Here is a 15,397-nt window from a genome sequence, read left to right as displayed (position 1 = left end):
TACGGCCGCCGGCACCGGCCCGGCGCCGTACGGACGCGCTGTCAGTGCCCCGTGAGAAGGCCGCAGCCGTGCTGGGCACTGTGGGAGGAGACGCATGAAGGCGCTGGTTGCGGAGCTGTCGCAACCTTGGGGCGACGAAGGCGGGTTCGAGTCCTGCGTGCACATCGCCGACGATCCGTCCTGGGCCGGTCCGACGCCCGGCGAGGTGCTCGCCGAGGCGGGACGGGACGAAAACCTGTCTGTGGTGTTCTTCGCCGACGGCGTCGCGATGCGGTCCGCCCACCGCGCACTGCCGGCCATGGACCTCGTCGGCACGGAGGACCTCGGCCCGGTGTACCGCCAAGGCGCCGTCGGCTCCCCGCCGCCCCTCGGATTCCGGACCGTTCCCTCCGGCGTCCACGACATACACGCGAACCTGGCCATCGCCGACATGGACTTCGCGGAGTTCGCCGACATGGCCGCCGCGGACCCGGAGCACGTCTACCGCCCGCGTCGCGCCGAACGGTTCGCGAGCAGGAGGCACGCCCATACGAGGACGTGGACCGCCGACAGCGCGATGCTGCCGCCGCCCGCGCCGTCCGCCACCCGCCACACCAGGAAGCCGATGCTCAGGCAGAGCATCGGCCAGTACAGCCACGGCCCCCACCGGGCTCCCGGCCCGGTCCAGGACGGCTGGGTGCGCCCGTCTGGACGCCGCGACATGCCTGTTCCTCTCTTCTCATGGACCTGGCGCCTCGCACCTCGCACCTCGCACCTCATGGGCACCTGCTCAGGGAGGGGAACGGGGTGGCCGGACACACCGAGCGCACCCGTCGCGGAGCACGACGGGTGCGCTCGGCGGGAGAGAATCCGCCGGATGCCGGGGTTCAGGCACTCGCCTGACTGCGGGCGGGCGTCCTCCGTGAGGCGGCGTGGTGCGCGGGCCTGTCCGCGCCCATGCCCTGGAGGCGCCGCAGCCACAGGGAGGTCACGGCCAGCAGACCGGTGAAGACCAGCAGGAAGAGCGTGGAGACCCACATCTGACGGCTCCCGGGATGCTCCCATCCCACCCAGGCGGCCGATGCCGCCCACAACAGGACAGCTGCCGCGTAGAAGGTGCGCATCCGGTGCAGCTGCCGGACGGCCCGCAGAGGCCTGGAGTGATCTTTCTTCGGTGCCATGCCGACCCGTGTACCCCCGATATTTCCTTACTCACCGGGCATTCACGCCCGGCTCCGTTCCCGTGTCCGTTTCCGGCTAACCGTTCCTGCGCTCGAAAGCCCGTCGTACCGCCGCGCCCTCGTCCTCGACCAGTCCCGACGGGTCCGGCAGGTTGAGCACGGCCCTGCAGTGCTCGCACACCGTCGCGTTCACGGCGGGCCTGCTGCCGCACGCCTTGCAGACACGGCGCGCTTCCCGGTCGGTGTGGTTCTCCGTCATGACCTCTCCCGCTCGCCATTCGATTGAACTGTGCACCTACCGGGTGCCCTGGGGGTCGTGCATGATTCCTCCGGCCGGGCCCCGTACTCGTGAGGGGTCCCGTATTTGCGAAGGGTCCCGTACCCGCGAAGGAGGAGGCTCCCGGGTCGCCGGTACTTGATAGTGAGTACGCGAGGGGGTCGGCACGCAGGACGACGTGACGGGTCCGTCCGGAAAGGCTGGTGGGGTTCCCGAAAGCAGATACGGAGACCTCTTCCATGGCGACCTTCTTGTACCGATCGGGCCGTTGGGCCTTCAGGCGGCGACGTCTCGTCGCGCTGTTGTGGGTGGCGGTGCTGGCCGCCGTCTTCCTCGGCGCCGGCGGCGCCTCCGAGCCGGCCGACGACTCGTCGGGGATGCCGGGCATCGAGGCGCAGGAGGCGTTCGACCACATCAACGAGCGGTTCCCCGGAGCCGAGGCGGACGGCGCGAGCGCCCGGATCGTCTTCGTGGCCGCGGACGGCCGGAAGGTCACCTCGGCCGCGAACCGCGCGGTGATCGACGACCTGGTGACCACGATGGCCGACGCGCCGCAGGTCGCGGACGTGGTGAGCCCGTTCGACGGGCCGGGCGGCCAGGGGGTGAGCGAGGACGCGTCCACGGCGTACGCCACCGTCACCTACGAGGTGAAGGCCGACGACCTCGGTGCCGCCGGAAAGCGGGAACTGGAGGACGCCATCGACACGGCTCGGGAGTCGGGCCTGACGGTCGAGGCCGGCGGCAACGCGCTGGAGACCGAAGCCGCGGGCGGGATGGGCGAGGTGATCGGCGTCGGCGTCGCCGCCGTGGTGCTGGTGATCACCTTCGGTTCGCTGGCCGCCGCCGGGCTGCCGCTGCTCACCGCGCTGCTGGGGGTCGGTGTCAGCATGGCCGCGATCACCGCGCTGGGCAGCGTGTTCGGGCTGTCCTCCACCACCGGCGAGCTGGCCATGATGCTCGGGCTCGCGGTCGGCATCGACTACTCCCTGTTCGTGGTCTCCCGCTACCGCGAGGAGCGTGCCGAGGGGCACGAGCCCCGGGAGGCGGCCGGTCTGGCCGTGGGCACCGCCGGTTCCGCGGTCGTGTTCGCCGGACTCACCGTCGTCATCGCGCTGGCCGGGCTCTCGGTGATCGGCGTCCCGATGCTGACGCAGATGGGCCTGGGCGCCGCCGGAGCGGTCCTGACCGGTGTGCTGATCGCGCTGACCGTGGTCCCGGCGCTGCTGGGCTTCTGGCCCGACGCCGTCCTCGCCCGCCGCGTCCGCCGGCACCTCCGGAACCCCCAGGACGACGGCCACACCCACGACGACCGCGACCGCGACCGCTCCGGCGACGGCGGCAGCAGGGTCCGCGTCGGCGGCCGCTTCCTCACCGGGCGTGGCCGCTTCCGCGGGGCCGGCACCCGTACCCGCGAGGCCGGAACCGGTTTCCGCGCCCGCCCGGGCAGCACCGGCAGTCCGGCCGAGGGCACGGAGAGCGCGGAGAGCGGCGGAACCCGCTGGGCCCGCTTCGTCCTGCGTCGCCCCGTGCCCGTGCTGGTCGCCACGGTCGTCGGCCTCGGCGCACTCGCCGTACCGGTGACGGAGCTGCGGCTGGGTATGCCCGGCGACGAGGCCAAGTCCACCGCCACCACGGAGCGCCGCGCGTACGACGCCCTCGCCGACGGTTTCGGCCCCGGGTTCAACGGTCCGCTGACCGTCGTCGTGGACGCGAAGGGTGCCGCCGACCCCAGGGCCGCGGTGTCGAAGGTGTCCGGGCGGCTGGCCCGCACGGAAGGGGTCGTCTCCGTCTCCCCGGCCCGCTTCAACAGCGCCGGGGACACCGCGGTGCTGTCCGTCACCCCGTCCACCGCGCCCGCCGACGAGCGGACCGAGGACCTCGTCCACACCATCCGTGACCGGCGTCCCGCGACCGAGTCCGCCGCCGGAGCCACCTTCGAGGTCACCGGCACCACCGCGCTGAACATCGACGTCGCGCAGAAGCTGCAGGACGCGCTGATCCCCTACCTCGCGGTCGTGGTCGGTCTGGCCTTCCTCCTCCTGCTGCTGGTCTTCCGCTCCGTGCTGGTCCCCCTCAAGGCCACCCTCGGCTATCTCCTCTCGGTCCTCGCGTCCCTCGGCACGATCGTCATCGTCTTCCAGCAGGGCCACGGCGCCGGGCTCCTCGGCGTCGACCAGACCGGCCCCATCATGAGCATGATGCCGATCATGCTGGTGGGCATCGTCTTCGGCCTGGCCATGGACTACGAGGTCTTCCTGGTCTCCCGGATGCGGGAGGCGTACGTCCACGGGGAGCGGCCCGGGCAGGCCGTCGTCACCGGGTTCCGGCACAGCGCCCGGATCGTGACGGCGGCGGCACTGATCATGATGGCGGTGTTCTCCGGCTTCATGACCGGTGGCGGGTCGATGGTGAAGATGGTCGGGTTCGGCCTGACCAGTGCCGTGCTGTTCGACGCCTTCGTGGTCCGCATGGCGTTCGTGCCCGCCGTCCTGGCCCTGCTCGGCCACCGGGCCTGGTGGCTGCCGCGTGCGCTGGACCGGCTGCTGCCCCGCGTCGACGTGGAGGGCGAGGCGCTCACCCGGCGGGCCGCCGCCGTCCCCACGCCGACTCCGGGCACGGACACGGCTGCGGCCACGACTGCGGCTGCGGCTGCGGCTGCGATCTCGGACTCAGGCCCGGGCCCGGTCTCGGCCTCGGCCTCGGCCGGTGACGATCAGCAGGGCTCGGTACGCGTCTGACCCGACGCGCACCTCCCCGCACCCCGCACGCCCGCCCACTCCCCCATCCGATGAGGGCCGCCCGCGCACCACACGGGCGGCCCTCGCCCACCGCGGCCGACCGCGCCACGCCCCGTGACGACCGCGCCGTGCCCCGTGGACCCGGTGGGTGACCGACCATGGGACCAGCGCCCCGACGGAGGACCACATGCTGACCAGCTGGCGGCGGTACGCCGACCGACACGCCCGCCTCGTCGAGGCGGCGTTCCTGCTGCTGGTGTACGCGGCCACCAGCAGGCAGTACGACAGGGGCGGCCCGGGCTGGTGGCCCGGGCTGCTCATCGCGACCGCCGCCTGCCTCTCCCTGCTGTGGCGGCGCGGCCACTCCCGTGCCGTCACCGCGGTCACCGCTGTCTGTGCCGGTCTGTCCGGCGCCCTGGGGTACGAGGTCAACCCCGTGCTGCTGCTGCCGGTCATCGTGGCGCTCTACGAACTGACCGTCCGCAACCCGCGAGAGCTCGCACGCGCCTGCTGTCTCGCGGTCGTCTCACTGGTCGTCCTCGCGACCCTGCTCTCGGGCCGGAACGACCAGCCCTGGACGGAGAAGACGGTCCCGACCGTCTTCTGGGTCGCGCTGCCGGTCGTGCAGGGGTCGGCGGTCCGGGCGCGGCGCGCCTACCTCGAAGCCGTGCGGACCCGCGCCGACCTCGCCGAACGCACCCGCGAGGAGGAGGCACGCCAACGGGTCGCCGAGGAACGTGTCCGCATCGCCCGTGAGCTGCACGACGTCGTCGCCCATCACATGGCCCTGGCGAACGCCCAGGCGGGGACCGCCGCCCATCTCGCCCGCAGCCGCCCCGAGCAGGCGGAGAAGATCCTCGTCGACCTGACGGGCACCACCTCCGCGGCCCTGCGTGAACTGGAGGCCACCGTCGGCCTCCTGCGCCGGCCCGACGAGCCCGAGTCCCCCCTCGAACCCGCACCCGGACTCGCCCGGCTGCCCGAGCTGGTCTCCGCGTTCGCCTCCGCCGGGCTCCAGGTCACGGTGTCCACCGACGGGAAGGAGCGGCAGCTGTCCCCCGGTGTGGACCTGACCGCCTTCCGGATCGTGCAGGAGGCGCTCACCAACGTCGCCAAGCACGCCGCCGTGCGCACGGCGCGCGTACGACTCAGTTACACGCACGACCGGTTGGCCCTCACGGTCAGCGACGACGGCGGCCCCAACCCGTCCCCGCCGGCTCCCGGCGGTGGGTTCGGCCTCATCGGCATGCGGGAGCGCGCCCGGTCCGCCGGCGGCCGCCTTGAGGCCGGCCACCGGCCCGGGGGCGGCTTCGCCGTCACCGCCGAACTCCCCGTCCACCCCTGATCCCCGGAAGAGTTCCGATGACCATCCGCGTGCTGCTCGCCGACGACCAGACCCTGCTGCGGGCGACCTTCCGCATCCTGATCGACTCCTGCGAGGACATGGAGGTGGTCGACGAGGCCGGCGACGGCGCGAAAGCCGTCGAGCTCGCCCGCGCCCACCGTCCCGACGTCGTCCTCATGGACATTCGTATGCCCGGCACCGACGGCCTCGCCGCGACCGCCGCCATCTGCGCCGACGCCGGTCTGCGGGCCACCCGTGTGCTCGTCCTGACCACGTTCCAGACCGACGAGCACGTGGACCGCGCCCTGCGCGTCGGCGCGAGCGGCTTCCTCGGCAAGAACACCACCGCCGACACGCTGCTGGACGGCATCCGCACCGTGGCCTCCGGCGAGGCACTGCTGTCCCCCGCGGCCACACGCACGCTCATCACCCGTTTCCTCGCGGCCCCCGGGCCCGGCACCGACCCCGCGCTGCCGGGACTCCTGGCCGGTCTCACCGCCCGCGAGCGCGAGGTGACGGCTCTGGTCGCGGACGGCAGATCCAACACCGAGATCGCCGAGGAGCTGTTCCTGAGCCCGTTGACCGTACGTACCCACGTCCAGCGCGCCAAGACGAAGCTGGGCGCCCGCGACCGTGCCCAACTGGTCGTCCTCGCCTACCGGTCGGGCCTCGTACGGCCCCCGTACTGACGAGGTGCGAGTATCGCGGTCAATCCGCCGCCGGCACGGGGAAGAGCAGGCAGCTGCTGGTGGCGTGGGCCAGCAACCGGTCGGCGGAGTCGAGCAGTTCGGCCTGTGCGAGGGCAGTGCGGCGGCCGCTGTTCAGGACGGTCCCGACGGCGCGGACCTTGCCCGTGTCCACCGTGATCGGGCGCAGGAACTTCACGGAGAGGTCGAGCGAGGTGTACGCCGTGCCCCGGGGCAGCACCGACTGGACGGCACAGCCCGCGGCCGAGTCGAGGAGGGTGGCGTAGACACCGCCGTGGACGCTGCCGATCGGGTTGTAGTGCTCCTCTCCCGGGGCCAGGACGAAGACGGCCCGTCCGTGCTCGACCTCCTCCAGGGTGAAGCCCAGGGTGACCGAGAGGGGCGGGGCGGGGAGGCGCCCGGCGACGATGTCACGCAGGAACTCCAGGCCGGTGCCCTTTCCCACGGCGCCCGCCGAGACGGCCGGATCGCTCCAGGCGAACGTGCGCGACCTGTCCATGGACTCCCCCTCGGCAGCTGACTATGTTTCTCGAAGTTAGCCAGCCCTCCGTCTGGCTGTCAACGGGGAGGCTCGCCTAGGGTCGTCGCATGGAGTGGGTCGAGGTCAGTACCGAGAACTGCACCGTCCAGCGGACGCTGGACGTGGTCGGCGAGAAGTGGTCCCTGCTGGTGCTCCGGGACGCCATGAACGGGGTGCGGCGCTTCGACGACTTCCGGCGGCACATCGGCCTGTCCGACGCGGTGCTCGCGGACCGGCTGCGCAAACTGGTCGCCGCGGGGATCCTGGACACCGTCCCCTACCAGGAGTCCGGACGGCGCACCCGGCACGAGTACCGGCTCACGTCCAAGGGCTGGGACCTGTGGCCCGTGGTACTCGCCCTCAAGGAGTGGGGGGACCGCTACACCGCCGACCCGGAGGGGCCACCGCTCGACGTCTACCACGCGGACTGCGGTGAGCCCGTCCGCGCGGTGGTCACCTGTGCCGACGGCCACGGCCCGCTCCGCGCCCGCGAGGCACGCACCCGCCCGGGGCCCTCGGCACAGCCGTTGGGCTGAGCCTCCGTCAGAAGCCTGCCGCCGGACGCGGATCCGGTCCCCGCCCGGTCCTGTCGGTCCCGTCGGTCCTGTCGGCCAGGCGGCCGACCGGTCCGCCGCGTCGCCGTAGTCGACCGGTCGTACACTCACCGCATGGGACGGACCAGCGACGCCAGGGAGAAGATCCTCGACGCCGCGCAGTCGCTGATCGAACTGCGTGGTTACACGGCTCTCGGAGTCGCCGAGATCTGCAAGGCGGCCGGGGTGCCGAAGGGCAGCTTCTACTACTTCTTCGAGTCCAAGGAAGCTCTCGCGCTGGCCGTGATCGACGAGCACTGGGCCGCCCGGCGGGACGCCTGGGCACGCGTCCTGCACAGCGACGCGGAACCCCTGCGGCGCCTGCGCCGGCTGCTGGAGGAGACGGAAGCCGGACAACTCGCGGGCCAGCGGAGCTGCGGCAGCGTCGCGGGCTGCCTGTTCGGGAACCTCACGCTGGAGATGAGCAACCAGACGGAGTCGGTCCGCGTACGGCTCCAGGAGATCTTCGAGGCCCAGGTCGGGATGGTCGAGGCGGTCGTCACCGACGCGCTGGAGCGCCGGGAGGTCACCGTGACCGACACCCGGGAGGCGGCCCGGGCGGTGGTGGCCCAGTTGGAGGGACAGGTGCTGTTCGCCAAGCTCTACAACGACACGCAGCGCCTCGGCTCCCTGTGGACGAACTGCCTGGCACTGCTGGGAGGCCGCACGGCGGACGGGGCGCCGGCCGGGGTGTGACACCCCGGCCGGCGACTACGACCGGGCGGCCACGGCTTCGGCGTCGGCCACGGCTTCGGCCACGGGCCGGGGACCGGCCGCGGGTTCGTTGCCGACCGCCGGTTCGTTGCCGACCGCGGGCCGGACCCGACCGCAGGCCGGGGGTCGGCCACGGCTTCGGCACCGACCGCAGGTCAGGCACCGGCCACGGGTGCGACGGCGGCCGCAAGTCGGGTCCGGCCGTGAGCCGTCGCACCGGACGGCGTGACGGCTCACCGCCGGGCGGGCCGCGCCCCCGGGACGGCGGTGTCCGGAACCCGTCCCCGGCCGCCACGAAGACACGCGTCGGGCGGGCCGGTCGAGGGCGCGGTGTCCGGCGGTCCGCCCGCGACCGCCTCGCGGCGGCCGGTCCCACCGCCCGGGACCGGCCGCGTCCTTCCCGCGTGCCGCGGACTTCCTCACTGGCCGCGCCAGATGTTGTCGAAGGCCGCCTCCTCGATGGACCGGCGCTGCCGTACGGCCTCCAGTTCCCGCACCGCGTCGTTGACGGCGGCCAGTACGGTCACCACCGCGTCGTCGACGCGGCCCGCGGCCTCCTCGGCCGGCTCCTCGTGGACGCCCACGGCGGCGGCGAGGAAGGCGAGGACGGGCTCGTCCGACGTCCAGCGGCCGGCCGCGCGGCGACGGGCCGGCGAGTCGGTCAGAGCCGGCGCGTCGTCACGGAACGGGATCCACTGGTGGCGTGGCCGGGTGACCTGTCCGTCCGCGGTCAGCGCGGCGAGGTAGGCCGCGGACAGACCACGGCCCCGGCGCCACAGCCAGTCCTCGACGGACTCGTACGGAGCCTCGCGGACGACCGAGGCCGCCGCCTCGTCCAGCAAGTGGTCGCCCAGGGCCCCCTGTTCGCCGAGCGGGACGCGGTCCCCGGGCAGGATGCCGTCACCGTCCAGGACGACGGCCCCCGCGTCGGCGAGGTCGATCAGTTCGGCTCCCGCGAGGGCCAGCGACAGGTCTCCCTGTTCGACGGGACGGCCGGACTCGACGTCCATGGTGACGATCAGCAGGTCGCGCGGTGTGGTCATGGCGGGCTCCAGGTAAGGAAGATCGGTGGCGCTGCGTTGCCGGGGACCACCCTGCCACCGGGACGAGCGGGCGCGGCGTCCCCCCGGCGTAGCATGACGCGCATGGAGCTGCGCCAGCTGCGGTACTTCGTCGCGGTCGCCGAGGAACTGAACTTCGGCCGCGCCGCCGAGCGCCTGCTGATCGCGGGGCCCTCCCTGTCCCAGCAGATCAAGGCGCTCGAACGCGACCTGGGTGTACGGCTCTTCGACCGTGACCGCCGCTCGGTGGCCCTCACCCCGGCCGGCGCGGCCCTGCTGCCGCACACCCGCGCCCTCCTGGAACGAGCCGACGACCTGCGGCGGCGCGCCCGTCGGCTGCCGGGGTCCGAGGCGGTACGGCTCGGCTACGTCAACTGGTGCCCGCCCGACCTGACCGCCCGCGCCGCCCCGGTGGCGCGCCTGCACATCGACGCGTGGATCGCGCCCTCGCACACCCAGGCCGCCCGGGTCGCCGACGGCAGTCTGGACCTCGCCGTGTGCTGGGTGCGGACCGAGGACCTCCGGCAGCGCGGCCTGTGTGCCCGGCTCCTCGGCGCCGACCGGCTCCACGCCGTCTCGGCCGGCGACGACACGAGCGCGGTCGCCGCCGAGGACACCGACGTCCTGCTCGACGACGACACGACCTCCTGGTCGTCCTGGAACGCCTACGCCGAACTGCTGGCCCGGGACACCGGCGCCCGTGCGGTGCGCATCGCCGACGGCGGCATCACCGGGCCCGCGTTCTTCGACCACGTCCGCCGCGGCGGCCGACCGGTGATCAACTCGCCCAAGGGGCAGACCGCCCCGCTGCCGCCCGGCCTGGTCCGACGCCCCGTGCACGCACCCGAGATCCACTGGACCTGGTCCCTGGTCCGGCGCGCGGACGAGGACCGTCCGGCCGTCCTCGCCGCGATGGGCGCCCTGTGCGACGACGTGGGTGATCTCGGCATCCGCACGGCGGACGCCTGGCTGCCCGAGGGCGACCCGCACCGGTAGCCCGGGACGCCACCGCGGCCACCGGCCCGGCCCGCCCCCTCCGGCCCGCCTCCTCCGGCCCGCCCCCTGTCACACCGCGCCAAAAGGCTGACCTCGACTGGGAGTCCGCGCCTATCAGCAGGGAGGAAGCCGGTCCCGGCCGGTGCGCCTGCGACCTTTGACCGGCCTTCCCGTGCCCTCTACCTTTTTCATTAGTCGACCGGTCGGCTAGCAAAGGAGGGCCGGTCGGGCAACGCCACTCATCCGGAAGCAGGTCGTCATGAACTCCCAGGTCCAGAAGGTCGCCGTCATCACCGGTGCTTCGCAGGGCATCGGCGCCGGTCTCGTCGAGGCCTACCGCAAGCTCGGTCACGCCGTCGTCGCCACCTCGCGCACGATCGCCCCCTCCGACGACGCGGGGGTGCTGACCGTGCAGGGCGACATCACCGACCCCGCCACCGCCGAACGCGTCATCGCCGCGGGCGTCGCGGAGTTCGGACGCGTCGACACACTGATCAACAACGCGGGGCTCTTCGTCGCCAAGCCCTTCACCGACTACACCGCGGACGACTACGCCGCCGTGACCGGTGTGAACCTGGCCGGCTTCTTCCGCATCACCCAGCTGGCCGTCGAACGCATGCTCGCCCAGGGCGGCGGCCACATCGTCAACATCACCACCAGCCTGGTCGACAACGCGGACTCCAGCGTCCCGTCCGTGCTGGCCTCGCTGACCAAGGGCGGCCTGCAGTCCGCCACCAAGTCCCTCGCCATCGAGTACGCCACGCGCGGGATCCGCGCCAACGCCGTCTCCCCCGGGACCATCAGGACCCCGATGCACCCCGTGGAGACCCACGAGGCCCTCGCCGCCCTGCATCCGGTCGGCCGGCTGGGCGAGCAGAGCGACATCGTCGACGCGGTGCTGTACCTGGAGAACGCCCCCTTCGTCACCGGCGAGATCCTCCACGTCGACGGCGGCATGAGCGCGGGCCACTGACCCGCGGGGGGCATGGTGCGGGGCCGCCCGGCCGGCTCCGCACCGGGGCCTCCCACCACTGCGGCGCAGTGACCGTACGCCGGACCCCACCGACACAGCGGCAGGAGAACCCCGTGAACACCACGACGGGCACCACGACGGACGACGCGACGGACGACGCGACAAGCAGTGCGACAAGCACCACGACGGACGGTACGGCGATCCTGCGGGGTGTTCTCGACCGGTGGAAGGCCGCCGTCGACGCACATCGACCGGAACGGGCGGCCGCCCTGTTCACCGAGGACGCCGTCTTCCAGGGGCTGCGCCCGTACAGCGTCGGGAGGCCGGGCATCGCCGCCTACTACGACTCGCAGCCCGCCGGGCTGACGGCGGAGTACCGGATCCTGGAGACCCGGCGCCCCGCCGACGGCCTCGTACTCGGCTACGCGGGCGTCGACTTCTCCTTCACGGACCGCCCGGCCGTCCGCGTGCACCTCGGCGTGCTGGTGAAGCGGCTCGGGGAGGACTGGTACATCGGCCACTACCAGGTCTCGCGCACCGGATGAGACCGCCGGCGCGCGTCAGGGGCGGTACATGCCGATCGATCAGGGACGGTACATGCCGATCGAGTCGTGCGCGGCGACGTCGACGAAGCCGAACTTCTCGTAGAGGAAGCGTGCGGGGCCGTCCGCGATCAGCGAGACGTAGGCGGTGGCGGGCGCCCGGCGCTCCAACTCCCCGGTGAGCGCGGCCATGATGCGCCCGCCGAGGCCGCGCCCCCGGTGCGCGGGGTGGACGCAGATGTCGACGATCTGGAACGCGGTACCGCCGTCCCCGACGACGCGCCCCATGCCGACGGGTTCGCCTTCGTGGTGCAGGACCACCCCGTACCACGTGCGGGGCAGGGCGAGCGCGACCGCTTCCGGGTCCCGGTCCGAGAGACCGGCATCGGTGCGCAGGCGGCGGAAGACATCGACGGAGGGGACGCCCGCACGCAGCTCGTAAGGGTCATCTTCAACCTTCATGGATTACATCCTAGACGGGGCGGCCGAGGACGCACGGGGAAGGACTTTGAACACTCGCAGTACAAAGTATGGACATGCCAAGTGAAAGTCCTCTACGTTGGCCGCGCAACGCAGCCACATCAGGAAAGACCGGAACGGAATCCGGCACGGTCCGGTCATGCACCATGGAGGACCGTTGTCCCACCATCAGTTCCTGCGTGCCCGAAGAGTCCTCACCACCCTACTGACCGGGGCCGTCCTGACCGGCGGCCTCCTGGCCGCCCCGGCGTCCTCGGCCGCCCCGGCCGCCGCCCCGCCCCAGGAACCCGGTGTCACACTCCGCGTGTTCGACGTGCAGACGCCGCTGAGCAAGCTCTGCACCCTCAAACCCGGACAGACCCCGAACCACGACGCGCTCAGGTCCACGGTGGACTGGTCCACGACCGAGGACTTCGGCGGCTTCTCCGACCGCTTCGTGACCGAGGTGACCGGCAACCTGGTCGTGCCCAGCGACGGCACCTACGGGTTGCGGCTCACCAGCGACGACGGTTCCCGGCTGTCCCTCGACGGCGCCACGGTGATCGACCACGACGGGCTCCACGGCGCGGAGCCGAAGGACGCCGCCGTCCAGCTCACCGCGGGATCGCACCCGCTGCGCATCGACCACTTCGAGCGCGACGGCGGACAGCAGCTCCAGCTCTTCTGGCGGCCGCCGGGCCAGGACGAGTTCAGCATCGTGCCCCGCGAGGCGCTGAGCACGGACGCCGACGTCGTCCGGGTGACGGCACCGGGACGCAAGGAGTGCGAGGGGAGCAACGACACCCCCGGCGACGGCCTCCCGCTCACCGAGGTGCGCCCCGACCTGACGCTCACGGATCTGCGCCCCGACGGTTTCGAACCGCAGGTCAGCGGCATGGACTGGCTGCCCGACGGACGGCTGGCGATCAGCACCTGGGGCGGGTCCGACAACGTTGCCGGTGAGGTGTACCTGCTGGACAACGTCACCGGGAAGACCAGCCGGGACAAGGTCACCGTCAAGAAGGTGGCCAGTGGGCTGCGCGAGCCCATGGGCATCAAGTACGTGGACGGTTCGCTGTACGTCTCGCAGAAGCACGAGCTGACCCGGCTCGTCGACCGCAACCGCGACGACGTGGCCGACGAGTACCGCACCGTCGCGACCTGGCCGTACGGAAAGAACTTCCACGAGTTCGCCTTCGGCCTCCTGTACCGCGACGGCCACTTCTACGTGAACCTCTCCGTCTCGATCAACCTCGGCGGGGCGACCACGGTTCCGCAGCCCGCCCCCGGCCGCGGCACGACGTACAAGGTCAGCAAGAAGACGGGGAAGATCAGCCCGGTGGCGGGCGGTCTGCGCACCCCCAACGGGATCGGCTGGGGTCCGGAGGGCGGCATCTTCGCCACGGACAACCAGGGCGGCTGGCTCCCCTCCTCGAAGCTCGTCCAGATCAAACAGAACCGCTTCTTCAACCACTACACCGAGCCGGCCGGCCCCTTCGACTCCGCCGAGCCGACCGCTCCGGTCCTGTGGCTGCCCCAGAACGAGATCGCGAACTCGCCCTCCACGCCGCTGTATCTGAAGAAGGGCCGCTTCGCGGGCCAGATGCTGATCGGCGACGTGACCTACGGCGGTCTGCAGCGTGCGTACCTGGAGAAGGTGAAGGGCCAGTACCAGGGCGCGGTCTTCCGCTACACGCAGGGTCTCGAAGCCGGCGTCAACCGCCTCACCCTCGGCCCCGACGGCTCGATCTACGCCGGCGGTCTGGGTGCCGACGGCAACTGGGGCCAGGAGGGCAAGCTCAGGTTCGGCCTGCAGAAGCTCACGCCCAACGGCGGCAACACCTTCGACATCCACACGATGCGTGCCGTACCGGGCGGCTTCGACCTGACCTACACCCAGCCGGTGTCCGCGAAGACCGCCGAGGAACTGGCCAAGCACTACCAGGCGCAGCAGTGGCGGTACACCCCGACCGCCGACTACGGCGGCCCGAAGATCGCCGAAGAGGCGCTGCCCGTGCGGTCGGCCGAGCTGTCGAAGGACAAGCGCACCGTGCGGCTGCGGCTGGACGACCTGAAGCCGGGACGGGTCGTCCACCTGCGCTCGCCGCGTCCCTTNTGGACGACCTGAAGCCGGGACGGGTCGTCCACCTGCGCTCGCCGCGTCCCTTCACCTCGGAGTCCGGTGAGTCGCTGTGGAACACCGAGGCCTGGTACACGCTCAACGCCATGCCCGGCAAGCAGCCGCCCGCCGCCACCCTGTACGAGGCGGAGGAGGCCCGTATCACCGGCACGCCCGGCATCGACCGCGACCACACCGGCTTCTCCGGCAGCGGCTTCGTCGACCGGTACGACACGGAGGGCAAGGCGGCCACCACCTTCGACGTCACGGTTCCCAGGACGGGCGCCTACGACGTGGGCCTGCGCTACTCCAACGGCCCGAACCCCTTCGAGGGGACCAAGTCCCTCTCCCTGTACACCAACGGGAAGAAACTGCGGCAGGTCAAGCTCCCCTCCACCAGCAACTGGGACTCCTGGTCCACCCGGACCGAGCGGGTCGTGCTGCGCGCGGGGAAGAACACCCTCTCCTACCGCTACGACGCCGGTGACACCGGCCACGTCAACCTCGACCTGATCACCGTCCGCAGGCACGGCGCACCGGCCGCCCTCTTCGACGGGAGCGCCGCCTCGCAGGCGCAGTGGCAGCACACCGACGGCCGCAAGCTGGAGTGGCCGCTCGCCGACGAGTCGTCCATGGAGGTGTGCTGCGGCGACATCCGCACCATCGACGCGTACCAGGACTTCAAGCTGCACGTCGAGTTCCGGGTGCCGCTGCTGCCCGACGAGGTCACCGGACAGGACCGCGGCAACAGCGGGATCTTCCTCCAGGACCGCTACGAACTGCAGATCCTGGACTCCTACGGTGACACCACGCCGGCCACCAACGAGGCCGGGGCCTTCTACCTGAAGAAGGCGCCCGACGTGAACGCGGCCAAGGCGCCGGAGACCTGGCAGACCTACGACATCGTCTTCCGCGCCGCCCGTTACGACGACGAAGGCCGCAAGACCGAGGACGCCCGGGTGACCGTGGTGTGGAACGGCAGGAAGGTGCACGACAACATCGCCCTGGACGGCCCCACCGCCTCGGGCCGGGCCGAGACACCGGCGACGGGAGCCATCCGTCTGCAGGACCACGGGAACAAGGTCCGGTTCCGCAACATCAAGCTGGAGCCGCTGAGTTGAACCGGTGACATGACCCGACACGGTCCGACACGACCTGAGACGGCCTGAGACCGGGCCCGGCTTCCGCCGGGC

Annotated in this window: 14 protein-coding genes and 2 pseudogenes; 10 read left to right on the top strand and 6 right to left on the bottom strand. The window is 72.1% G+C overall.

Annotated features, from left to right (window positions below; translation table 11 throughout):
- Positions 1–94 precede the first annotated feature (94 nt).
- Positions 95–430, top strand: a pseudogene (locus KM933_RS40710) (DUF6924 domain-containing protein); the annotation flags it as partial.
- A 50-nt stretch (positions 431–480) separates the two neighbouring features.
- Here the strand turns inward: KM933_RS40710 and KM933_RS26460 are convergent.
- The 3 genes from KM933_RS26460 to KM933_RS26450 form a co-directional block, all read right to left on the bottom strand.
- Positions 481–702, bottom strand: coding sequence for a hypothetical protein (locus tag KM933_RS26460; protein ID WP_221356401.1), 222 nt, complete (start codon positions 700–702; stop codon positions 481–483).
- Positions 703–866: 164 nt separating this feature from the next.
- Positions 867–1,160, bottom strand: a complete 294-nt coding sequence (locus KM933_RS26455) for a hypothetical protein (RefSeq protein ID WP_221356399.1) — start codon at positions 1,158–1,160, stop codon at positions 867–869.
- 76 nt (positions 1,161–1,236) lie between these two features.
- Complete coding sequence (locus KM933_RS26450) at positions 1,237–1,419, bottom strand: hypothetical protein (protein WP_221356398.1); 183 nt, start codon at positions 1,417–1,419, stop codon at positions 1,237–1,239.
- A gap of 257 nt (positions 1,420–1,676) precedes the next feature.
- On the opposite strand from KM933_RS26450, the gene KM933_RS26445 reads away from it, so the two are divergent.
- From KM933_RS26445 to KM933_RS26435, 3 genes are all read left to right on the top strand, one after another.
- Positions 1,677–4,175, top strand: coding sequence for an MMPL family transporter (locus tag KM933_RS26445; protein ID WP_221356396.1), 2,499 nt, complete (start codon positions 1,677–1,679; stop codon positions 4,173–4,175).
- 187 nt (positions 4,176–4,362) lie between these two features.
- The gene (locus KM933_RS26440) at positions 4,363–5,520 is read left to right on the top strand and encodes a sensor histidine kinase (RefSeq protein WP_221356429.1); all 1,158 of its coding nucleotides are present in this window, start codon (positions 4,363–4,365) and stop codon (positions 5,518–5,520) included.
- A 17-nt stretch (positions 5,521–5,537) separates the two neighbouring features.
- Positions 5,538–6,209: a response regulator transcription factor gene (locus KM933_RS26435; protein WP_221356394.1), complete on the top strand. Its 672-nt coding sequence runs from the start codon at positions 5,538–5,540 to the stop codon at positions 6,207–6,209.
- Positions 6,210–6,228: 19 nt separating this feature from the next.
- Here KM933_RS26435 and KM933_RS26430 read toward each other — a convergent pair whose 3' ends face one another.
- Entirely contained in the window at positions 6,229–6,726 is a 498-nt protein-coding gene (locus tag KM933_RS26430) for a PaaI family thioesterase (protein ID WP_221356392.1), read from the bottom strand.
- An 89-nt stretch (positions 6,727–6,815) separates the two neighbouring features.
- Here KM933_RS26430 and KM933_RS26425 point away from each other — a divergent pair, with 89 nt between their 5' ends.
- On the top strand, positions 6,816–7,283 hold the full coding sequence (locus KM933_RS26425; protein WP_221356390.1) for a winged helix-turn-helix transcriptional regulator: 468 nt from the start codon (positions 6,816–6,818) through the stop codon (positions 7,281–7,283).
- A 132-nt stretch (positions 7,284–7,415) separates the two neighbouring features.
- On the top strand, positions 7,416–8,036 hold the full coding sequence (locus KM933_RS26420; protein WP_221356388.1) for a TetR/AcrR family transcriptional regulator: 621 nt from the start codon (positions 7,416–7,418) through the stop codon (positions 8,034–8,036).
- Between the two features lie 437 nt (positions 8,037–8,473).
- Here KM933_RS26420 and KM933_RS26415 read toward each other — a convergent pair whose 3' ends face one another.
- Positions 8,474–9,097 carry a GOLPH3/VPS74 family protein gene (locus tag KM933_RS26415; RefSeq protein WP_221356386.1) on the bottom strand — a complete coding sequence of 208 codons (624 nt, stop codon included), beginning with the start codon at positions 9,095–9,097 and terminating at the stop codon, positions 8,474–8,476.
- A 93-nt stretch (positions 9,098–9,190) separates the two neighbouring features.
- On the opposite strand from KM933_RS26415, the gene KM933_RS26410 reads away from it, so the two are divergent.
- From KM933_RS26410 to KM933_RS26400, 3 genes are all read left to right on the top strand, one after another.
- Positions 9,191–10,111: a LysR family transcriptional regulator gene (locus tag KM933_RS26410; protein ID WP_221356384.1), complete on the top strand. Its 921-nt coding sequence runs from the start codon at positions 9,191–9,193 to the stop codon at positions 10,109–10,111.
- A gap of 259 nt (positions 10,112–10,370) precedes the next feature.
- Complete coding sequence (locus KM933_RS26405) at positions 10,371–11,084, top strand: SDR family NAD(P)-dependent oxidoreductase (RefSeq protein ID WP_221356382.1); 714 nt, start codon at positions 10,371–10,373, stop codon at positions 11,082–11,084.
- A gap of 200 nt (positions 11,085–11,284) precedes the next feature.
- A complete protein-coding gene (locus KM933_RS26400; RefSeq protein ID WP_221356427.1) occupies positions 11,285–11,629 on the top strand; it encodes a YybH family protein in 345 nt (114 codons plus the stop codon).
- A gap of 39 nt (positions 11,630–11,668) precedes the next feature.
- On the opposite strand, the gene KM933_RS26395 is transcribed toward KM933_RS26400, so the two are convergent.
- Positions 11,669–12,088: a GNAT family N-acetyltransferase gene (locus KM933_RS26395; protein WP_221356380.1), complete on the bottom strand. Its 420-nt coding sequence runs from the start codon at positions 12,086–12,088 to the stop codon at positions 11,669–11,671.
- Positions 12,089–12,245: 157 nt separating this feature from the next.
- Between KM933_RS26395 and KM933_RS26390 the strand changes: the two are divergent.
- Positions 12,246–15,325: pseudogene (locus KM933_RS26390) on the top strand (3-keto-alpha-glucoside-1,2-lyase-like domain-containing protein).
- The last annotated feature ends 72 nt before the right edge of the window (positions 15,326–15,397 follow it).

The sequence above is a fragment of the Streptomyces beigongshangae genome (genome assembly GCF_019710745.1).
GTDB classification, from domain to species: domain Bacteria; phylum Actinomycetota; class Actinomycetes; order Streptomycetales; family Streptomycetaceae; genus Streptomyces; species Streptomyces beigongshangae.
Note: the sequence above shows the minus strand (reverse complement) of the source record. Positions and strands in the feature narration are given on the sequence as shown.

What these genes read in the sequence shown, in the direction of transcription:
- KM933_RS26415 (WP_221356386.1), bottom strand. Translation starts at nt 9,097, where the DNA reads ATGACCACACCGCGCGACCTGCTGATCGTCACCATGGACGTCGAGTCC.
- KM933_RS26430 (WP_221356392.1), bottom strand. Translation starts at nt 6,726, where the DNA reads ATGGACAGGTCGCGCACGTTCGCCTGGAGCGATCCGGCCGTCTCGGCG.
- KM933_RS26420 (WP_221356388.1), top strand. Translation starts at nt 7,416, where the DNA reads ATGGGACGGACCAGCGACGCCAGGGAGAAGATCCTCGACGCCGCGCAG.
- KM933_RS26440 (WP_221356429.1), top strand. Translation starts at nt 4,363, where the DNA reads ATGCTGACCAGCTGGCGGCGGTACGCCGACCGACACGCCCGCCTCGTC.
- KM933_RS26405 (WP_221356382.1), top strand. Translation starts at nt 10,371, where the DNA reads ATGAACTCCCAGGTCCAGAAGGTCGCCGTCATCACCGGTGCTTCGCAG.
- KM933_RS26445 (WP_221356396.1), top strand. Translation starts at nt 1,677, where the DNA reads ATGGCGACCTTCTTGTACCGATCGGGCCGTTGGGCCTTCAGGCGGCGA.
- KM933_RS26450 (WP_221356398.1), bottom strand. Translation starts at nt 1,419, where the DNA reads ATGACGGAGAACCACACCGACCGGGAAGCGCGCCGTGTCTGCAAGGCG.
- KM933_RS26460 (WP_221356401.1), bottom strand. Translation starts at nt 702, where the DNA reads ATGTCGCGGCGTCCAGACGGGCGCACCCAGCCGTCCTGGACCGGGCCG.
- KM933_RS26435 (WP_221356394.1), top strand. Translation starts at nt 5,538, where the DNA reads ATGACCATCCGCGTGCTGCTCGCCGACGACCAGACCCTGCTGCGGGCG.
- KM933_RS26410 (WP_221356384.1), top strand. Translation starts at nt 9,191, where the DNA reads ATGACGCGCATGGAGCTGCGCCAGCTGCGGTACTTCGTCGCGGTCGCC.
- KM933_RS26395 (WP_221356380.1), bottom strand. Translation starts at nt 12,088, where the DNA reads ATGAAGGTTGAAGATGACCCTTACGAGCTGCGTGCGGGCGTCCCCTCC.
- KM933_RS26425 (WP_221356390.1), top strand. Translation starts at nt 6,816, where the DNA reads ATGGAGTGGGTCGAGGTCAGTACCGAGAACTGCACCGTCCAGCGGACG.
- KM933_RS26455 (WP_221356399.1), bottom strand. Translation starts at nt 1,160, where the DNA reads ATGGCACCGAAGAAAGATCACTCCAGGCCTCTGCGGGCCGTCCGGCAG.